Raw genomic sequence first — 14,436 nt, forward strand, 5'->3', positions numbered from 1 at the left:
TTTTTTTAGTTATTCCAAACCCGGATTATATCCCCAGTTTTTTCAACAAAATAGCGTTTTAAACCATAAATTCCAGTAGTCCCTTCTTGTGGTTGCCCTGTTAAAATATCGTATGTTTTAGAATCGTCACAATCACAAGTGGCCAAAACACCTTCAACCGTCAAAGTTGAACAATTACGTAGAGCGTGATTAGGGTCGGTTAATTCAAAAGCACTAAAATTATTGTTCCCAGCGTTATATACAACCACACCATTTACACCATAATTGGAAGGTGTAATATAGTGGTTGCCAGCAAAACGAAGATCGGAATATTGTGGTAATGATAGATTAATAAGTTCACCAGTATCAAAAGCAATATCTGGGATGTATTGATTGTTTTGTATAATATTATCATCATTTTTATTACATGACGATAGTGTCAAACAAAGAATTAACACCAAAGCAATTTTTTTCATAGTATTCAATTTTCGGTTGCAATTTACGACAAAAAGCGTTCAGCTTTAAATATTTTGTATATTTGTCATGTTATCTCGTGTAAGCGGGATTTTTTTATTATAAAACGATGAAGTTATGAGTAAAGTATCTTATTACACAGCAGAAGGGTTAAAAAAACTACGAGACGAGTTAAAACAATTAAAAGATATAGAGCGCCCACGCGCATCGCAAGCTATTGCCGAAGCGCGAGATAAGGGTGATTTAAGTGAAAATGCCGAATATGATGCTGCTAAAGAAGCACAAGGTCTTTTGGAAATGAAAATTTCTAAATTGGAAGAAACCTTGGCTGGTGCTAGATTGATTGATGAATCACAATTGGACACTTCCAAAGTGTTGGTATTATCAACAGTTAAAATTAAAAACCAAACCAATGGAATGGAAATGACCTACACGCTAGTTGCCGATGGTGAAGCTGATTTAGCTTCTGGAAAGATTTCTGTCAATTCACCTATTGGAAAAGGCTTGTTAGGGAAATCGGTTGGTGAAGTTGCCGAGGTCAAAGTGCCAAACGGCGTCATGAAATTTGACATCCTGGAAATCTCCAGATAAAATTCCTGCAAAAGCAGGAATCTTTTATAGTTAAAAAACGATATGGTAAACTAGCATATCGTTTTTTGTTTTTATGGAAAACCTTAAAGACATCGTGTTTTTCATCGAAAATATACAAATACTTGCATGTACGTATTTTACTAAAGGAAATAAATGGGTATATTTGAGATACTAGCAACTTAATTGCTTTGTTATGAAAAAGCTTACAATCATATTGGCATTGATTATTGTTGCCTGTAGTTCAGATGATAATAATGTTGTGCCACAGGGAAATAACGAACCTCAAGAAGATACCTTGATTGGGACTTGGAAATTAATTGCGTTAAACATACCTATTCAAAGTACAGGTGAAACCCAATGGCAATCTGTACCAGATTGGTATAGTCATTCTTATTCATTTAATGCTGATTTTACGGTAACACGAACGGGTTATGACTGTGAAGGTACTTATGAAAATGATCCTGCTAATTATTTAGTAAGAACCTTTGACTGTCCTGGATTTCAAAATCCAGATGTTCAAGAATTTAATATATCTTTTGATAATCATAATTTAATATTAAGACCTCCAGGCAGTTGTGATGAATCAGGTGCTTGCGCTTCTAAATATGAGAAAGTAATAATGAATTAAACCTTAATAATATTTATTTTTTATAAAGATTCCTGTGATGCAGGAATCTTTTTATATTTACAGAAACCTTACAGTATGGCATCTATCTTCACAAAAATTATTAGCGGCGAAATCCCATGTTATAAAATAGCGGAAACCGACAAGTTTTTTGCTTTTTTAGATATTAATCCCAATGCTAAAGGCCATACGTTGTGTATCCCAAAACAAGAAGTTGATAAGTTGTTTGATTTAGATGATGATACCTATTTGGAATTGATGGCTTTTTCAAAATTAGTGGCTCGCGCCATTGCCAAGGCTGTCCCTTGTAAACGAGTGGGCATGACCGTTATAGGATTGGAAGTACCTCATGCACACGTGCATTTAATTCCACTAAACTCTATGGAAGATGCACGCTTTATTAGTAAACAAAAACTATCTGATGAGGATTTCAAAGAAATTGCATCTGCAATACGAGCCCAATTATAAATGATCCTTTAAAAGGAATAAAGCAACTCCTGCAATAATTAAGGCAATAGCAATGCCTATCAATATCCAAGCCTTTTTATTTAATTTAAATGATGCTTTTTTAGGGACAAAAGCCCGTTGGTGATATTTAAAGACGCGCTCAATATCGTCAGTCCAACTAATTGGGTAAATGGTGGTATTACAAGTTTTACAAGAGAGCACATGACTGGTTTCCGTTGTGAGGGATTTGTAAAAATGGGTTTCAATAAATTTTTGCTTGAACGTCAAACGTAATCCGTCATTACTGTAACATTCCGGGCAGTTATTTTTTAGTGCAACTTCTTTGATGGTGATAAAACTTTCTTTCATGATGAAACCGATTTTAATTCAATTTGCATAGTAGTCCCTTTATTGGGTTCGGAATGCAATACCTTAATTTTACCACCATGAAATTCTTCAATGATACGTTTGGCTAATGAAAGTCCCAATCCCCAACCACGTTTTTTGGTGGTAAAACCGGGCTCGAAAATCGTCCTGAACTGTTTTTTTGAAAGGCCTTTCCCAGTATCACTTACTTGAATTTTCACAGTCTCTTCCAGTTGCTGTATGGAAATAGAGAGCTTTCCTTTACCTTTCATAGCATCAATGGCGTTTTTCACCAAATTCTCAATAGTCCAACTGTACAATTGCTTATTCAGTTGAACAAAAATAGCTTCACCTGGAGCTTGTAATTCAAAATCTATAAGGTCTGAAGAACGCGCTTTTAAATAATCGTAGGAGTCTATGGTTTCTTGCACAATGTCAGCTTTTTCAAGTGTTGGTAAAGACCCTATTTTACTGAAACGCTCGGTAATGGTTTGTAATCGGCTAATATCCTTCTCAATTTCGACGATGTAATCAGGATTGATATTTTCTGTTTTTAAAATTTCAGTCCATCCAATCAAGGATGATAGCGGAGTGCCTATCTGATGGGCTGTTTCTTTAGCCATGCCAGACCAAAGTTTGTTTTGCGTTGCAATTTTTGAACTACGGTAAAAGAAATATACCACGGCACCGAATAGAAAAATGATTAATAAAAGTGCTAAAGGATAATATTTTAGTTTATTTATCAATGGTGAATTACCATAATAAAGTTTGCCTAAATTCACATTGGAGTTTAATTCTGAATCAAAATAGGCAAGTTCAATAGGTTTGTTTTCTTCTTTGAATTTATTGACCAGTTTAGTAACATAACCTTTATTATCAAGCATGGTACTATCAATATTGCGCCAAAACCCAACTTCATTTTGTTCATTAACCACAATCATGGGATTGTCATTTTTCGTATCAAAAAAAACTTTTGAAGAAACTGGATTGATATTGTCCGTTAAAAAATTTTGCTGAATATCACTTTGTGCAGCAGCCCAAATATCCATTTTTTTGCGCTGTTCTTCTTTGAAATGCTGAAAAAACACATAAGTGTTCCAGAGTATTAATGATATTATTCCAAAGGACGCAATAACAATAATCCAACGCGTAATATTACGATGTTTCGAAAAAATCATAGAGTCATTTACAAACGGTAATATAATGTAAATCTGTTAATAATATTGTGTGAGATGGCAACCAAATCATTTTTAGTTCATTATCAGATTAATTACATTTGTGCAAATTAAAAATAATTCATGACATCATTCGAACCCAAAGAGCTTTCAACAGGCAAATTACACAGTTATTTGTTGTGTGCTGTTGCACCCAGACCAATTGCTTTTGCCAGTACGATTGATAAGGAAGGTAACCCGAATTTATCTCCTTTTAGTTTCTTTAATGTGTTCAGTGCCAATCCGCCAATCATGATATTTTCACCAGCAAGGCGTGTTAGGGATAATACCACGAAACATACTTTGGAAAATGTTTTAGAAACCAAGGAAGTGGTTATCAATGTTGTGAATTTTGATATGGTACACCAAATGTCTTTGAGCAGTACGGAATATCCAGAAAATATCAATGAATTTGAGAAAGCTGGGTTGCAAATGCAAAAGTCCGATATGGTCAAACCATTTCGTGTAGCAGAATCACCCATTCAAATTGAATGCAAAGTCAATGAAGTCATCTCTTTAGGACATGAAGGAGGTGCAGGGAATTTAGTGATATGCGAGGTTGTTAAAATGCATATTGATGATGAGGTTTTGGATGAGAATGGCCATATTGTACAAGAGACGTTAGATTTAGTGGCGCGTGCTGGCGGAAGTTATTATAGCCGAGCTAAAAATGGGTTTTTTGAAATACCCAAGCCATTGTCAACATTGGGGATTGGCGTTGACAGTATGCCCGAACACATTAAAAACAGCATGATTTTAACTGGAAATGATTTAGGCATGCTAGGAAATGTTGAATCGCTTCCCAGTGAGGAATCAGTTCGGGAATTTGTAGCATCGGTTAGTGAACGCTATCCCAATATTTCAGAAGCTACACATAGAGAAAAACATAAATTGGCACATAACTACTTAAGTTTTGGTGATGTAGAAAGTGCCTGGAAAATATTATTATCATAACACAGAAAATTAGAATAGAAAATGGAAGTACAAGGGAGAATTAAATTAATTGGAGACACACAAACTTTCGGTGCAAACGGATTTAGAAAAAGAGAAGTGGTCGTAACAACTGAAGAACAGTATCCACAACATATCTTGATTGAGTTTGTTCAGGATAAAACAGACTTGCTAAACAATTTTCAAGTAGGGCAACAAGTAAAAGTCAATATCAATTTACGTGGTAGGGAATGGGTGAATCCTCAAGGTGAGACCAAATATTTTAACTCTATTCAAGGATGGCGCATTGAAGCGTTACAAGCGGAATCATCTAACACTGAAATGCCTCCTGTTCCACCAGTTGAAGCATTTGAGCCAGCAAATGATTTAAATGAAGACGATCATGACGATCTTCCTTTTTAAAAAAATAAAGACTTATAAAATGTCAATCCCAACTTTTGAAGTTGGGATTTTTTTATATAAAAAAGCCTTGAATGAACAAGGCTTTAGTTTTGTGGTTTTAGATTTGACCTTTATAAACAAACTCAAAAAAAGCAATGATGAACAAAATTTATTGCACAAAGGCCACTGTAAAGATGGTGAAAAAAGTTGTATTTTCAAAAACTATAGAGGTATAAGAACTGCAACTAGGGGATTCAATGAATTCATTTTAAATGACTTATGCATATTTTAGGAACTGAAATAGCTTTCCCAAACCCACGTTTAACCGATGAAAATGGACTATTGGCTATCGGTGGCGACCTATCGGTTGAGCGGTTGCTGATTGCTTATAAAATGGGCATTTTTCCATGGTTTAATGATGACGAACCTATTTTGTGGTGGTCTCCCGACCCGCGTTTTGTGTTGTTTCCAGGTAAACTAAAAGTTTCAAAAAGTATGAAGCAGGTACTTCGAAATTCAGATTTTGAGGTAACAGTTAATCAAGAATTTGAAGAAGTCATTTCAGAATGTTCTAAAATAAAGCGAAATGGTCAAGGTGGAACTTGGATTACTTCTGGCATGATAGAAGCTTATTCAGAACTACATCACATGGGTTTTGCCAAATCAGTAGAAGTATGGTTGGAGGGTAAATTGGTTGGAGGTCTTTATGGTGTTGATTTGGGCAATGGCGTTTTTTGTGGTGAAAGTATGTTTTCAAAGGTTGCCAATGCCAGTAAAGTAGGATTTATAACTTATATACAAAATACCAGCTACGGCCTTATTGACTGTCAAGTTTATACAAACCATTTGGCGAGTCTGGGTGCTGAAGATATTTCTAGGGAAGATTTTTTAAAGCATCTGTAGTTAGACTTCATCATACCTGAAACATGTCACCTCGTGGTCATTCACCATACCAGTTGCCTGCATGTGTGCATAAACAACGGTACTACCAACAAATTTAAAACCGCGTTTTTTTAAATCTTTGCTCAAAGCATCGGAAATAGCAGTTGTTGCAGGTGCATTTTTGTGGTTTTTTAGGTTGTTTTTTATGGGTTTATGGTCAACAAATCCCCAGATGTATTTAGAAAAGGAACCAAACTCCTCCTGAATTTTCATAAAAGCTTGAGCATTGCTCACAGTGGCATTGATTTTTAATTTGTTGCGAATGATTCCCGCATCTTGCAACAAGCTGTCGATTTTAGGTTGTTGGTAAGAGGCTATTTTTTGGTAGTCAAAATTATCAAACGCCTTTCTAAAGTTTTCGCGCTTTCTTAAAATCGTAATCCAGCTTAATCCGGCTTGAAAGGTTTCCAGAATTAAAAACTCAAATAAGGTCTCATCATCATAAACTGGAACGCCCCATTCTTGATCATGGTATGCTTCGTATAAGTCATCTCCAACACACCAGCCACATCTGTGTTTTGTCATTTTGTAAGGTTTAAAGATTCTTTCTACTAATGTAACAACTGTCACGCAAACGGCGGTAGAATAAATGTATTTTTGTTTAAAATAATTATATGGAAATCACCCACGATAAGGACATTCAAACGATTATAGATAATAGTTTAAAAACAGCCATAAACTATAAGGACTACAAGGAATTGGTCAAAAATATGGTTGACAATAAATTGACTACTGGGAATGACAAATCAGAAGCTATGGTTAATTATACGATGCTGAATGATCGTCGAATGAAACGCTGGGATAAAACGGTAAAAGTTTCTGAAGAGTCTAAAAAACGTTTAGAAGGATTTGATAAACAAGTTACTTGGTTAGTCATTACCGAAAGCTGGTGTGGTGATGCGGCACATGTTATTCCTGTTTTAAACAAAATTGCAGAGCTCAATCAAAATATTGATTTAAAATTGGTAATGCGAGACGACAATTACGACCTTATGAATCAATTTTTAACCAATGGCGGCAGGGCCATTCCAAAACTAATTATGTTGGATAATAAGACCAAAGATGTTTTAGGAACTTATGGACCTAGACCAAGTCAAGCAACAAAACTGGTTAATGATTTTAAGAAAGTACACGGAAAACTAACCCCTGAATTTAAGGAGGACCTTCAACGATGGTACAATGCTAATAAAGGCCAGACTGCCATTGAGGACTTATTGCAACTGTTGGGAGTTTAATTTTTTCCTTCAAAGTAAAACGTAATGGATCCTAATTGCGATTTTTTTGAAGCATCAGCACTAAATCGGGCATCTTTAGCGTAATCAATGGCATGATCGTGTAGGCAGACATTGTTTGTAGATGCTGCTTCATTTATTGAAGCATTAGTAACCTTTCCTACTGCATTAACAGTTATGTTGACAACTACTTTACCGCCCGTTTCGCATAGGTAAATGGGTGTTGGTAAATATCTATGTGTTCTATTTACCAACGAATAATGCATCGAACTTTTTTTGTTTACGGACTGCTGACTTAAATTACTTTGCTGTTTTTTTAGCACCGAGTTTACATTGTCAAATGAGGATAAAACCTCATCGTCTATTTCAGGCTGCGAAGTGGTGGTTTCATTTGTACCATTGTTGTCTTCTCCTTGATTTTCAGAAGGTGTATATTCATAATCTTTTGGAGGTGCAATAGGTTGATAAGCTTGAGCAAACCGTTTGTAGTTTTCGGTTTCGTTGTAGGCTTTATTGGTTTCTGCTGCCTGTTTTTCAGCGGCTTCTTTTGCTAATGCTTCTTCTTGAAGTTCTTCTTCAGTCTTTGGTTCAACTAAATAATAGCTTTCCGTTATAAGGTCTTCCTGTTGTTTTAGCTGAAACGTAAACATACCCATAACCATCGTTCCCGAAATTAGGGCCGTTATCAACATAGCTTTATGTTTATCGGTTAAATTCAAAGATTTTAATTAGGCTAATCAAGCATGTTTCAATCTAATATACGGAAAAAAGGCTTATTTGGTCGTTAAGCTTTTTATAAAGACCTCTGGAGAAAGGGCATTCGCAACATCAAAAGAACCGATTTTGGTTCGTCTTAAAACAGATAAATGAGCACCTGAATTCAGTGCTTTGCCAAAATCATGAGCCAAAGAACGAATATACGTGCCTTTACTGCAAATCACTCTAAAATCAAGATTATTGCCATCAATCTTGGTAATTTCAAATTCGGAAATAGTAACTGTTCGGGACTGTATTTCAACGTCTTCACCAGCTCGCGCAAATTCATACAATCGTTTACCATCTTTTTTGATAGCTGAAAAAACGGGTGGATATTGTTCAATATCCCCAATAAATTGTTGGGTGGTTTGATGAATCAGTTCTTCAGTAATATGATCCGTTGGAAAAGTATGATCGATTTCTGTTTCTAAATCATAGGAAGGCGTGGTGTTCCCAATGACAAAGGTTCCTGTATATTCCTTGTCCTGACCTTGAAAAGTGTTGATTTGTTTGGTCATTTTTCCCGTACAAATCACCAGAAGACCGGTAGCCAAGGGGTCTAAAGTACCTGCGTGACCAACCTTTATTTTTTTGATGTTAAACGTATGTCGTATTTCCCATCGTAACTTATTGACAACCTGAAATGATGTCCAATTCAAGGGTTTGTCAATCAGTAGGACTTCGCCATTAAGAAAATCTTCAGCAGTTTTCATATCGTTAATTTACCCAGGCATAGATTATAGCAGCCAGACCAACAATGATACAATAAGCCGCAAAATAGGAGAGTTTACTTTTCTTAACAAGGGCTATCATCCAGGTACATGCAAATAAACCAGCTACAAAAGCGGCTATAAAACCGATACTCAATGATGTAAAATTGGAACTTTCATAGGTCAGTTCGCCACTTAAAATATCCTTCGCAATTTTGCCAAATATCAATGGAATAACCATTAAAAATGAAAAACGTGCAGCACGCGATTTATCATTGCCAAGCAATACAGATGTTGAAATGGTAGCGCCCGAACGTGAAATACCTGGTAGCATGGCTATGGCTTGAGAAATCCCAATAACAAAGGCATTGCCAAAACTCACTTTTTTAAAGGTATCCTTGGCTTTGTCTGCCAGTAGTAATAAAATAGCCGTTACGAGTAACATGAATCCAACCAACATAATATTCCCTCCAAATAGGCTTTCCAATTGCTCTTCAAAAAATAACCCGACAATGACGGCAGGTATCATGGAAAGGGCTATTTTTGCAGCAAATTGTAGGTCTTCATTCCATTGGAATTTTAAAATCCCTTTTAACAATAACCAGAGATCCTTTCTAAAAACAACCATAGTGCTTAATGCCGTAGCAAAATGAAGAACTACAGTAAATAATAAGCTTTCCTTCGGAATGGATGCATCACCCAAAATGGCCTTGCCTAATTCTAAATGACCGCTAGAAGAAACTGGTAAAAATTCAGTAAGTCCTTGAATAACACCTAAAATAATTGAATCTGAAATATCCATAGGGCAAAAATATCAAAATGCACTTATCAAAGTGTCCAATGAAGTAAATAAGTGTTATTTTTTATCAGGATTCAAAAGAATGGCATAAACCTCAATCCCAAAACCTATGAGAACTAAAGCAGGAGCCAAACGAATGCGACGCCAACTAAAAATATCGGGATTAAACACATTAGGGTCGTCGCTGCCACCTCCAGACATTAAAATAAAGCCCAACGCTATAAAAGCCAATCCAATCAACATGAATTTATAATTCTTTTTCCCAAATATAAATTCTGCTCTTGCTGCTTCTTTTCGTTTTTGTTCGCCCATAATCAATTTTTTAATCCTCCGTAGCTGTATCAGAGGAGGAAAATTCTGTAAAAATAATATCGTCACCAACTGCCAATTGCGCAATGTGTTCTGATGTTCCTAACCATAATTTAGGTAAGTGCAAAGTAACCCTTTTATTTAAAACTTTTGCGTTAAGAGAATCTAAATTTAATCCGCGTTCTAATCCACGGTTAATATAATAGTGGTCACCATGGCTGTCACTAAATACAATGTCGTAGGACGTCCCTTCACTAATCTTAATAATGGTTTCTGTTTCGACTACACAGCTTTCGGGTTGTGGGTCTTGAATTATTAGAGATTTTATACCAAAAAAACTAATAATTCCCAAAAGTATTATCGAAATAAAAATGAATAGAACGGATTTTTTCATTTGAAGAAAATGTTGGTTATACCATTTTAACGAGGGATAAGTAAAATTAGTATTAACTAAAAATTAAAATCAGGGTTCTATATTTCGTATTTTATGTGTCACTAGTCAACAATTAGATTCTTTTTTGCATTTTTCTAATCACTAATCACTAATCACTAATCACTAATCACTAATAATACAACTGATCCGTCTTTAAATTCAAAAACCGTTGTGTGGCAATAAACGTGCTAATCCAGGTAATAACAATACCCAACATAAAAATACCCGCAAACAATGCAACAATGAGTACCGTATTGTTCAGTAAGTTGAGTTCAGGGAATGTTTTGTTGACGTAATAGAACACAATAGCCATACCTATCATGGCTAAAATTGCGCCGATAACACCCAAGCGTACACTCTTCCAAACAAAGGGTCTACGTATAAACTGCTTCGTAGCGCCTACCATTTGCATGGTTTTGATGGTAAAACGTTTGGAATATACAGATAGCCTTATGGAACTATTAATAAGCAGCACCGCAATAACCGTAAATAAGGCACTAATGACCAAAATCCAAAAGCTGATTCTCTTAACGTTATTATTCATTAAAGTGACTAAATCATTATCATACCGCACTTCATCTACAAAGCTTTTGGTCAATGCCTCTTCCGATATGGCCTGCAATTGGGTTTCATTCACATAATCGGCTTTAACATGCACATCTATGGAATTTTGTAAGGGATTATAACCCAAAAACTCCATAAAATCCTCCCCATTTTCAGCTTTCATAGACTCCGCAGCTTGTTCTTTAGAAACAAATTCCGTGGATTTAACGTATTCAGAAAGCGCTAAACTCTTCTCCAATTGTTTAATCTCAACATCTTTGGCAGAATCTTTCAAGTAAATAGTAACGACTACCTGTTCTTTAAAATGATCTGAAACCTTTTTGGCATTTATTACCAGCATTCCTAGTAAACCCAATAGGAATAATACGAGACCAATACTCAAAACAACTGAAAAATAGGATGAAATTAAGCGGCGTTTTTGATACCTGTCAAATGATGAGCTCATAGAGATGTTTGTTAATGACGTAAAAATATAAAAGAAATCTATTCTGTTAAGGATTACAACGTTTAAACTTTCAACATTGTTATAATAAGCTTAAATTTGCGCTTTTATAAGCGGAAAAACAGGACGATGAAATACAATTTCAACGAGATAGAAGCCAAATGGCAAAAGTATTGGACAGACAACCAAACCTTTAAAGCGGACAACCATTCAGACAAACCTAAATATTACGTATTGGATATGTTTCCATATCCAAGTGGTGCCGGACTGCATGTTGGGCATCCGTTAGGGTATATTGCTTCCGATATTTATGCACGTTTTAAACGCCATAAAGGGTTTAACGTTTTGCATCCACAAGGCTATGATAGCTTTGGATTACCAGCGGAACAGTATGCTATTCAAACTGGTCAGCATCCTGCCATTACCACTGAAGAAAATATTAAAACCTATCGCAGACAGTTAGATCAAATCGGGTTTTCATTCGATTGGTCTCGTGAAATTCGTACCAGTGACCCGAGTTATTACAAATGGACCCAGTGGATTTTCATTCAACTGTTCAACTCATGGTATAATTTTGATAGTGATAAAGCCGAAAACATTGAGACGCTAATTTCTGTTTTCGAAAAAGAAGGAAATGCTAACGTGAATGGGGCTTGTGATGATGATGTAGTTGATTTTACTGCGGAAGAATGGAATGGTTTGTCTTCTGAAAAACAACAAGAAATTTTATTGCAATACCGATTAACCTATTTAGCAGAAACCGAAGTCAATTGGTGTCCTGCTTTAGGAACGGTTTTAGCAAACGATGAGATTGTCAATGGCGTTTCAGAACGTGGCGGACATCCTGTGGTTAGAAAGAAAATGACCCAATGGTCTATGCGTATATCGGCTTATGCTGAACGCTTATTACAAGGATTGGAAACCATCGATTGGACAGATTCTCTAAAGGAGAGCCAACGCAATTGGATTGGTAAATCGGTTGGAGCCTCTGTGACTTTCAAGGTTAATAATCATGATGCTGTAATTGATGTCTTCACCACACGTCCTGATACTATTTTTGGTGTGTCTTTTATGACTTTGGCACCAGAGCATGAATTAGTGGCGAAAATCACAACGGACGAACAAAAGGCTGAAGTAGAAGCCTACATTGAAGCAACGGCTAAACGCAGCGAACGCGATAGAATGGCCGATGTTAAAACTATTTCTGGTGTGTTTACCGGTGCTTTTGCCGAGCATCCCTTTACTAAAGAACCCATTCCCATCTGGATTGGCGATTATGTTTTGGCAAGCTACGGAACAGGAGCTGTAATGGCCGTGCCATGTGGTGACCAGCGTGATTATGATTTTGCCAAGCATTTCAATATTCCAATCCCAAATATTTTTGAAGGTGTTGACATTTCTGAAGAAGCCTTTTCGGATAAGGAAAATACGGTGATTGCTAACAGCGATTTCCTTAATGGTTTGAATTACAAAAAAGCAACCAAACGAGCTATTTTTGAACTGGAGCAAATAGGTCAAGGTAAAGGCAAAACCAATTACCGTTTGCGTGATGCCGTATTTTCGCGCCAGCGTTATTGGGGCGAACCATTCCCAGTGTATTATGTTAATGGCATGCCGCAGATGATTGATGCCAAGCATTTACCCATTACCTTACCAGAAGTAGAAAAATACTTACCAACCGAAACTGGCGAACCACCTCTAGGTAATGCCACCACTTGGGCTTGGGATACAAAAAACAATAAAGTAGTTTCTAATGAGATGCTGAAACAAGTTCAGCATGACAGCAAGAGTTCTGTCTCGTCGAGCGGAGTCGAGACGTCTCAGCACAATGGTGTATATCCTTTAGAGTTAAACACCATGCCAGGTTGGGCAGGCAGTAGCCAGTATTTTAACCGTTATATGGACCCACATAATGACACCGAAATCTTCTCGCAGGAAGCGGTGAATTACTGGCAGCAAGTAGATTTATATATTGGTGGCAGTGAGCACGCAACTGGGCACCTATTATACGCACGTTTTTGGCAAAAATTTATGTATGATTTAGGCTTGGTACCTGTAGATGAGTTTGCTAAAAAACTCATTAACCAGGGTATGATTTTAGGGACGAGTGCTTTTGTTTATGAATTTATGCCAAATTATTCTCCAAACTTTGTTTTTCAACATAATAAAGTATTTGTTTCTTCTAAAATTTTTATTGAAAATGCAGGCAATGAGTTTATTCAGGAAGAAATTTTCAAAACAATTTTTAACGAATTGTATTCTAATTATTCTAGCGAGGAAAGAATTGAGATTAGAAGGTTGATCGATAAAGAAGAAATAGGTATTGGTTATTTGACAAGGCATGTTGATGTATCATTAGTCAATTCTTCCGATGAATTGAATATTGATGCTTTCAAGAATTGGCGTCCAGAATTTGAGGAAGCAATATTCATTAGTGAAGAAGGCGAAGTAATTTCGAGAAAAGGTGGAATTTATAAAGTAGGTCGCGACGTCGAAAAAATGTCTAAATCTAAATACAACGTCGTTAATCCAGACCAGATTTGTGAAGACTATGGAGCAGACTCTTTACGTTTGTATGAAATGTTTTTAGGACCTTTGGAACAGTACAAACCTTGGAATACTGCTGGTATTACAGGTGTGCATGGGTTCCTAAAAAAACTCTGGAAATTGTATGTTGATGACAATGGTATTAAGGTTACAGATGCGGAGCCATCAAAAGATAGTTTAAAAACGTTACACAAAACCATTAAAAAAGTAGAAGAGGATATTGAGAATTTCTCCTTTAACACGTCTGTATCTACCTTTATGATTGCCGTTAATGAGTTAACGGCTCAAAAATGTACTTGTCGTGACATTTTAGAACCCTTGATAGTATTAATTTCACCGTATGCACCACACATAGCAGAAGAATTATGGAGTCAGTTAGGTCATAGTGAGTCTATTTCAACAGCGCCATTCCCAAAATTTGAGGAGAAATATTTGGTAGAAAGTAGTAAAAACTACCCGATTTCCTTTAACGGTAAAATGCGTTTTACGTTAGAGCTATCCTTGGATATGAGTAAGGAGGATATTGAAAAAACCGTATTGGCACACGATAAAACACAAGAACAATTACAAGGTAGAACACCTAAAAAAGTGATTGTAGTGCCTGGTAAAATAGTAAACATAGTAGGATAGTACTGTCATTCCTGCGTGTCACATTGAGTAAGCCTGTGTTGAGC

At 36.2% G+C, this 14,436-nt stretch carries 18 protein-coding genes; 8 read left to right on the top strand and 10 right to left on the bottom strand.

Annotated elements, in window-relative coordinates:
- Positions 1-5: 5 nt before the first annotated feature.
- Positions 6-455 (bottom strand): hypothetical protein, encoded by a 450-nt coding sequence (locus C1T31_RS02650; protein WP_103050902.1) that lies wholly within the window; start codon positions 453-455, stop codon positions 6-8.
- 115 nt (positions 456-570) lie between these two features.
- Between C1T31_RS02650 and greA the strand changes: the two genes are divergently transcribed.
- The 3 genes from greA to C1T31_RS02665 all read left to right on the top strand — a co-directional run bounded on the left by greA (position 571) and on the right by C1T31_RS02665 (position 2,137).
- Positions 571-1,044 (top strand): transcription elongation factor GreA, encoded by a 474-nt coding sequence (greA, locus tag C1T31_RS02655; RefSeq protein ID WP_103050903.1) that lies wholly within the window; start codon positions 571-573, stop codon positions 1,042-1,044.
- Between the two features lie 193 nt (positions 1,045-1,237).
- Positions 1,238-1,672 (top strand): hypothetical protein, encoded by a 435-nt coding sequence (locus C1T31_RS02660; RefSeq protein WP_103050904.1) that lies wholly within the window; start codon positions 1,238-1,240, stop codon positions 1,670-1,672.
- 75 nt (positions 1,673-1,747) lie between these two features.
- Positions 1,748-2,137, top strand: coding sequence for an HIT family protein (locus C1T31_RS02665; protein ID WP_103050905.1), 390 nt, complete (start codon positions 1,748-1,750; stop codon positions 2,135-2,137).
- Here C1T31_RS02665 and C1T31_RS02670 read toward each other — a convergent pair.
- Positions 2,132-2,485, bottom strand: a complete 354-nt coding sequence (locus C1T31_RS02670) for a hypothetical protein (RefSeq protein WP_103050906.1) — start codon at positions 2,483-2,485, stop codon at positions 2,132-2,134. The two genes, C1T31_RS02665 and C1T31_RS02670, sit on opposite strands and share 6 nt — an antisense overlap.
- Complete coding sequence (locus tag C1T31_RS02675; protein ID WP_103050907.1) at positions 2,482-3,660, bottom strand: sensor histidine kinase; 1,179 nt, start codon at positions 3,658-3,660, stop codon at positions 2,482-2,484. The genes C1T31_RS02670 and C1T31_RS02675 overlap by 4 nt, the downstream gene beginning before the upstream one ends.
- Positions 3,661-3,780: 120 nt before the next feature.
- On the opposite strand from C1T31_RS02675, the gene C1T31_RS02680 reads away from it, so the two are divergent.
- The 3 genes from C1T31_RS02680 to aat all read left to right on the top strand — a co-directional run bounded on the left by C1T31_RS02680 (position 3,781) and on the right by aat (position 5,931).
- On the top strand, positions 3,781-4,650 hold the full coding sequence (locus C1T31_RS02680; RefSeq protein WP_103050908.1) for a flavin reductase family protein: 870 nt from the start codon (positions 3,781-3,783) through the stop codon (positions 4,648-4,650).
- 21 nt (positions 4,651-4,671) lie between these two features.
- Positions 4,672-5,049, top strand: a complete 378-nt coding sequence (locus tag C1T31_RS02685; RefSeq protein WP_103050909.1) for a DUF3127 domain-containing protein — start codon at positions 4,672-4,674, stop codon at positions 5,047-5,049.
- 258 nt (positions 5,050-5,307) lie between these two features.
- Positions 5,308-5,931: a leucyl/phenylalanyl-tRNA--protein transferase gene (gene aat / locus C1T31_RS02695; RefSeq protein ID WP_103050911.1), complete on the top strand. Its 624-nt coding sequence runs from the start codon at positions 5,308-5,310 to the stop codon at positions 5,929-5,931.
- Here the strand turns inward: aat and C1T31_RS02700 are convergent, their stop codons facing one another.
- Positions 5,932-6,495 carry a DNA-3-methyladenine glycosylase I gene (locus C1T31_RS02700; protein ID WP_103050912.1) on the bottom strand — a complete coding sequence of 188 codons (564 nt, stop codon included), beginning with the start codon at positions 6,493-6,495 and terminating at the stop codon, positions 5,932-5,934.
- 89 nt (positions 6,496-6,584) lie between these two features.
- Between C1T31_RS02700 and C1T31_RS02705 the strand changes: the two genes are divergently transcribed.
- Complete coding sequence (locus C1T31_RS02705; protein ID WP_103050913.1) at positions 6,585-7,205, top strand: thioredoxin family protein; 621 nt, start codon at positions 6,585-6,587, stop codon at positions 7,203-7,205.
- Here C1T31_RS02705 and C1T31_RS02710 read toward each other — a convergent pair.
- The 6 genes from C1T31_RS02710 to C1T31_RS02735 all read right to left on the bottom strand — a co-directional run bounded on the left by C1T31_RS02710 (position 7,202) and on the right by C1T31_RS02735 (position 11,218).
- On the bottom strand, positions 7,202-7,921 hold the full coding sequence (locus tag C1T31_RS02710; RefSeq protein WP_243398881.1) for an energy transducer TonB family protein: 720 nt from the start codon (positions 7,919-7,921) through the stop codon (positions 7,202-7,204). The genes C1T31_RS02705 and C1T31_RS02710 overlap by 4 nt on opposite strands.
- A gap of 54 nt (positions 7,922-7,975) precedes the next feature.
- The gene (gene truB / locus C1T31_RS02715; protein WP_103050914.1) at positions 7,976-8,671 is read right to left on the bottom strand and encodes a tRNA pseudouridine(55) synthase TruB; all 696 of its coding nucleotides are present in this window, start codon (positions 8,669-8,671) and stop codon (positions 7,976-7,978) included.
- 4 nt (positions 8,672-8,675) lie between these two features.
- On the bottom strand, positions 8,676-9,470 hold the full coding sequence (locus C1T31_RS02720) for an undecaprenyl-diphosphate phosphatase (protein WP_103050915.1): 795 nt from the start codon (positions 9,468-9,470) through the stop codon (positions 8,676-8,678).
- Between the two features lie 54 nt (positions 9,471-9,524).
- Positions 9,525-9,779 carry a DUF3098 domain-containing protein gene (locus C1T31_RS02725; RefSeq protein WP_103051302.1) on the bottom strand — a complete coding sequence of 85 codons (255 nt, stop codon included), beginning with the start codon at positions 9,777-9,779 and terminating at the stop codon, positions 9,525-9,527.
- A gap of 10 nt (positions 9,780-9,789) precedes the next feature.
- Positions 9,790-10,170 carry a hypothetical protein gene (locus C1T31_RS02730; RefSeq protein ID WP_103050916.1) on the bottom strand — a complete coding sequence of 127 codons (381 nt, stop codon included), beginning with the start codon at positions 10,168-10,170 and terminating at the stop codon, positions 9,790-9,792.
- 169 nt (positions 10,171-10,339) lie between these two features.
- The gene (locus tag C1T31_RS02735) at positions 10,340-11,218 is read right to left on the bottom strand and encodes a cell division protein FtsX (protein ID WP_103050917.1); all 879 of its coding nucleotides are present in this window, start codon (positions 11,216-11,218) and stop codon (positions 10,340-10,342) included.
- Positions 11,219-11,344: 126 nt separating this feature from the next.
- On the opposite strand from C1T31_RS02735, the gene C1T31_RS02740 reads away from it, so the two are divergent.
- Entirely contained in the window at positions 11,345-14,392 is a 3,048-nt protein-coding gene (locus C1T31_RS02740) for a leucine--tRNA ligase (protein ID WP_103050918.1), read from the top strand.
- The last annotated feature ends 44 nt before the right edge of the window (positions 14,393-14,436 follow it).

Source organism: Hanstruepera neustonica, assembly GCF_002895005.1.
Lineage (GTDB): Bacteria > Bacteroidota > Bacteroidia > Flavobacteriales > Flavobacteriaceae > Hanstruepera > Hanstruepera neustonica.

Coding starts and splice junctions, on each gene's coding strand:
- C1T31_RS02650 (WP_103050902.1), bottom strand. CDS start 455: ATGAAAAAAATTGCTTTGGTGTTAATTCTTTGTTTGACACTATCGTCA.
- greA (WP_103050903.1), top strand. CDS start 571: ATGAGTAAAGTATCTTATTACACAGCAGAAGGGTTAAAAAAACTACGA.
- C1T31_RS02660 (WP_103050904.1), top strand. CDS start 1,238: ATGAAAAAGCTTACAATCATATTGGCATTGATTATTGTTGCCTGTAGT.
- C1T31_RS02665 (WP_103050905.1), top strand. CDS start 1,748: ATGGCATCTATCTTCACAAAAATTATTAGCGGCGAAATCCCATGTTAT.
- C1T31_RS02670 (WP_103050906.1), bottom strand. CDS start 2,485: ATGAAAGAAAGTTTTATCACCATCAAAGAAGTTGCACTAAAAAATAAC.
- C1T31_RS02675 (WP_103050907.1), bottom strand. CDS start 3,660: ATGATTTTTTCGAAACATCGTAATATTACGCGTTGGATTATTGTTATT.
- C1T31_RS02680 (WP_103050908.1), top strand. CDS start 3,781: ATGACATCATTCGAACCCAAAGAGCTTTCAACAGGCAAATTACACAGT.
- C1T31_RS02685 (WP_103050909.1), top strand. CDS start 4,672: ATGGAAGTACAAGGGAGAATTAAATTAATTGGAGACACACAAACTTTC.
- aat (WP_103050911.1), top strand. CDS start 5,308: ATGCATATTTTAGGAACTGAAATAGCTTTCCCAAACCCACGTTTAACC.
- C1T31_RS02700 (WP_103050912.1), bottom strand. CDS start 6,495: ATGACAAAACACAGATGTGGCTGGTGTGTTGGAGATGACTTATACGAA.
- C1T31_RS02705 (WP_103050913.1), top strand. CDS start 6,585: ATGGAAATCACCCACGATAAGGACATTCAAACGATTATAGATAATAGT.
- truB (WP_103050914.1), bottom strand. CDS start 8,671: ATGAAAACTGCTGAAGATTTTCTTAATGGCGAAGTCCTACTGATTGAC.
- C1T31_RS02720 (WP_103050915.1), bottom strand. CDS start 9,470: ATGGATATTTCAGATTCAATTATTTTAGGTGTTATTCAAGGACTTACT.
- C1T31_RS02725 (WP_103051302.1), bottom strand. CDS start 9,779: ATGGGCGAACAAAAACGAAAAGAAGCAGCAAGAGCAGAATTTATATTT.
- C1T31_RS02730 (WP_103050916.1), bottom strand. CDS start 10,170: ATGAAAAAATCCGTTCTATTCATTTTTATTTCGATAATACTTTTGGGA.
- C1T31_RS02735 (WP_103050917.1), bottom strand. CDS start 11,218: ATGAGCTCATCATTTGACAGGTATCAAAAACGCCGCTTAATTTCATCC.
- C1T31_RS02740 (WP_103050918.1), top strand. CDS start 11,345: ATGAAATACAATTTCAACGAGATAGAAGCCAAATGGCAAAAGTATTGG.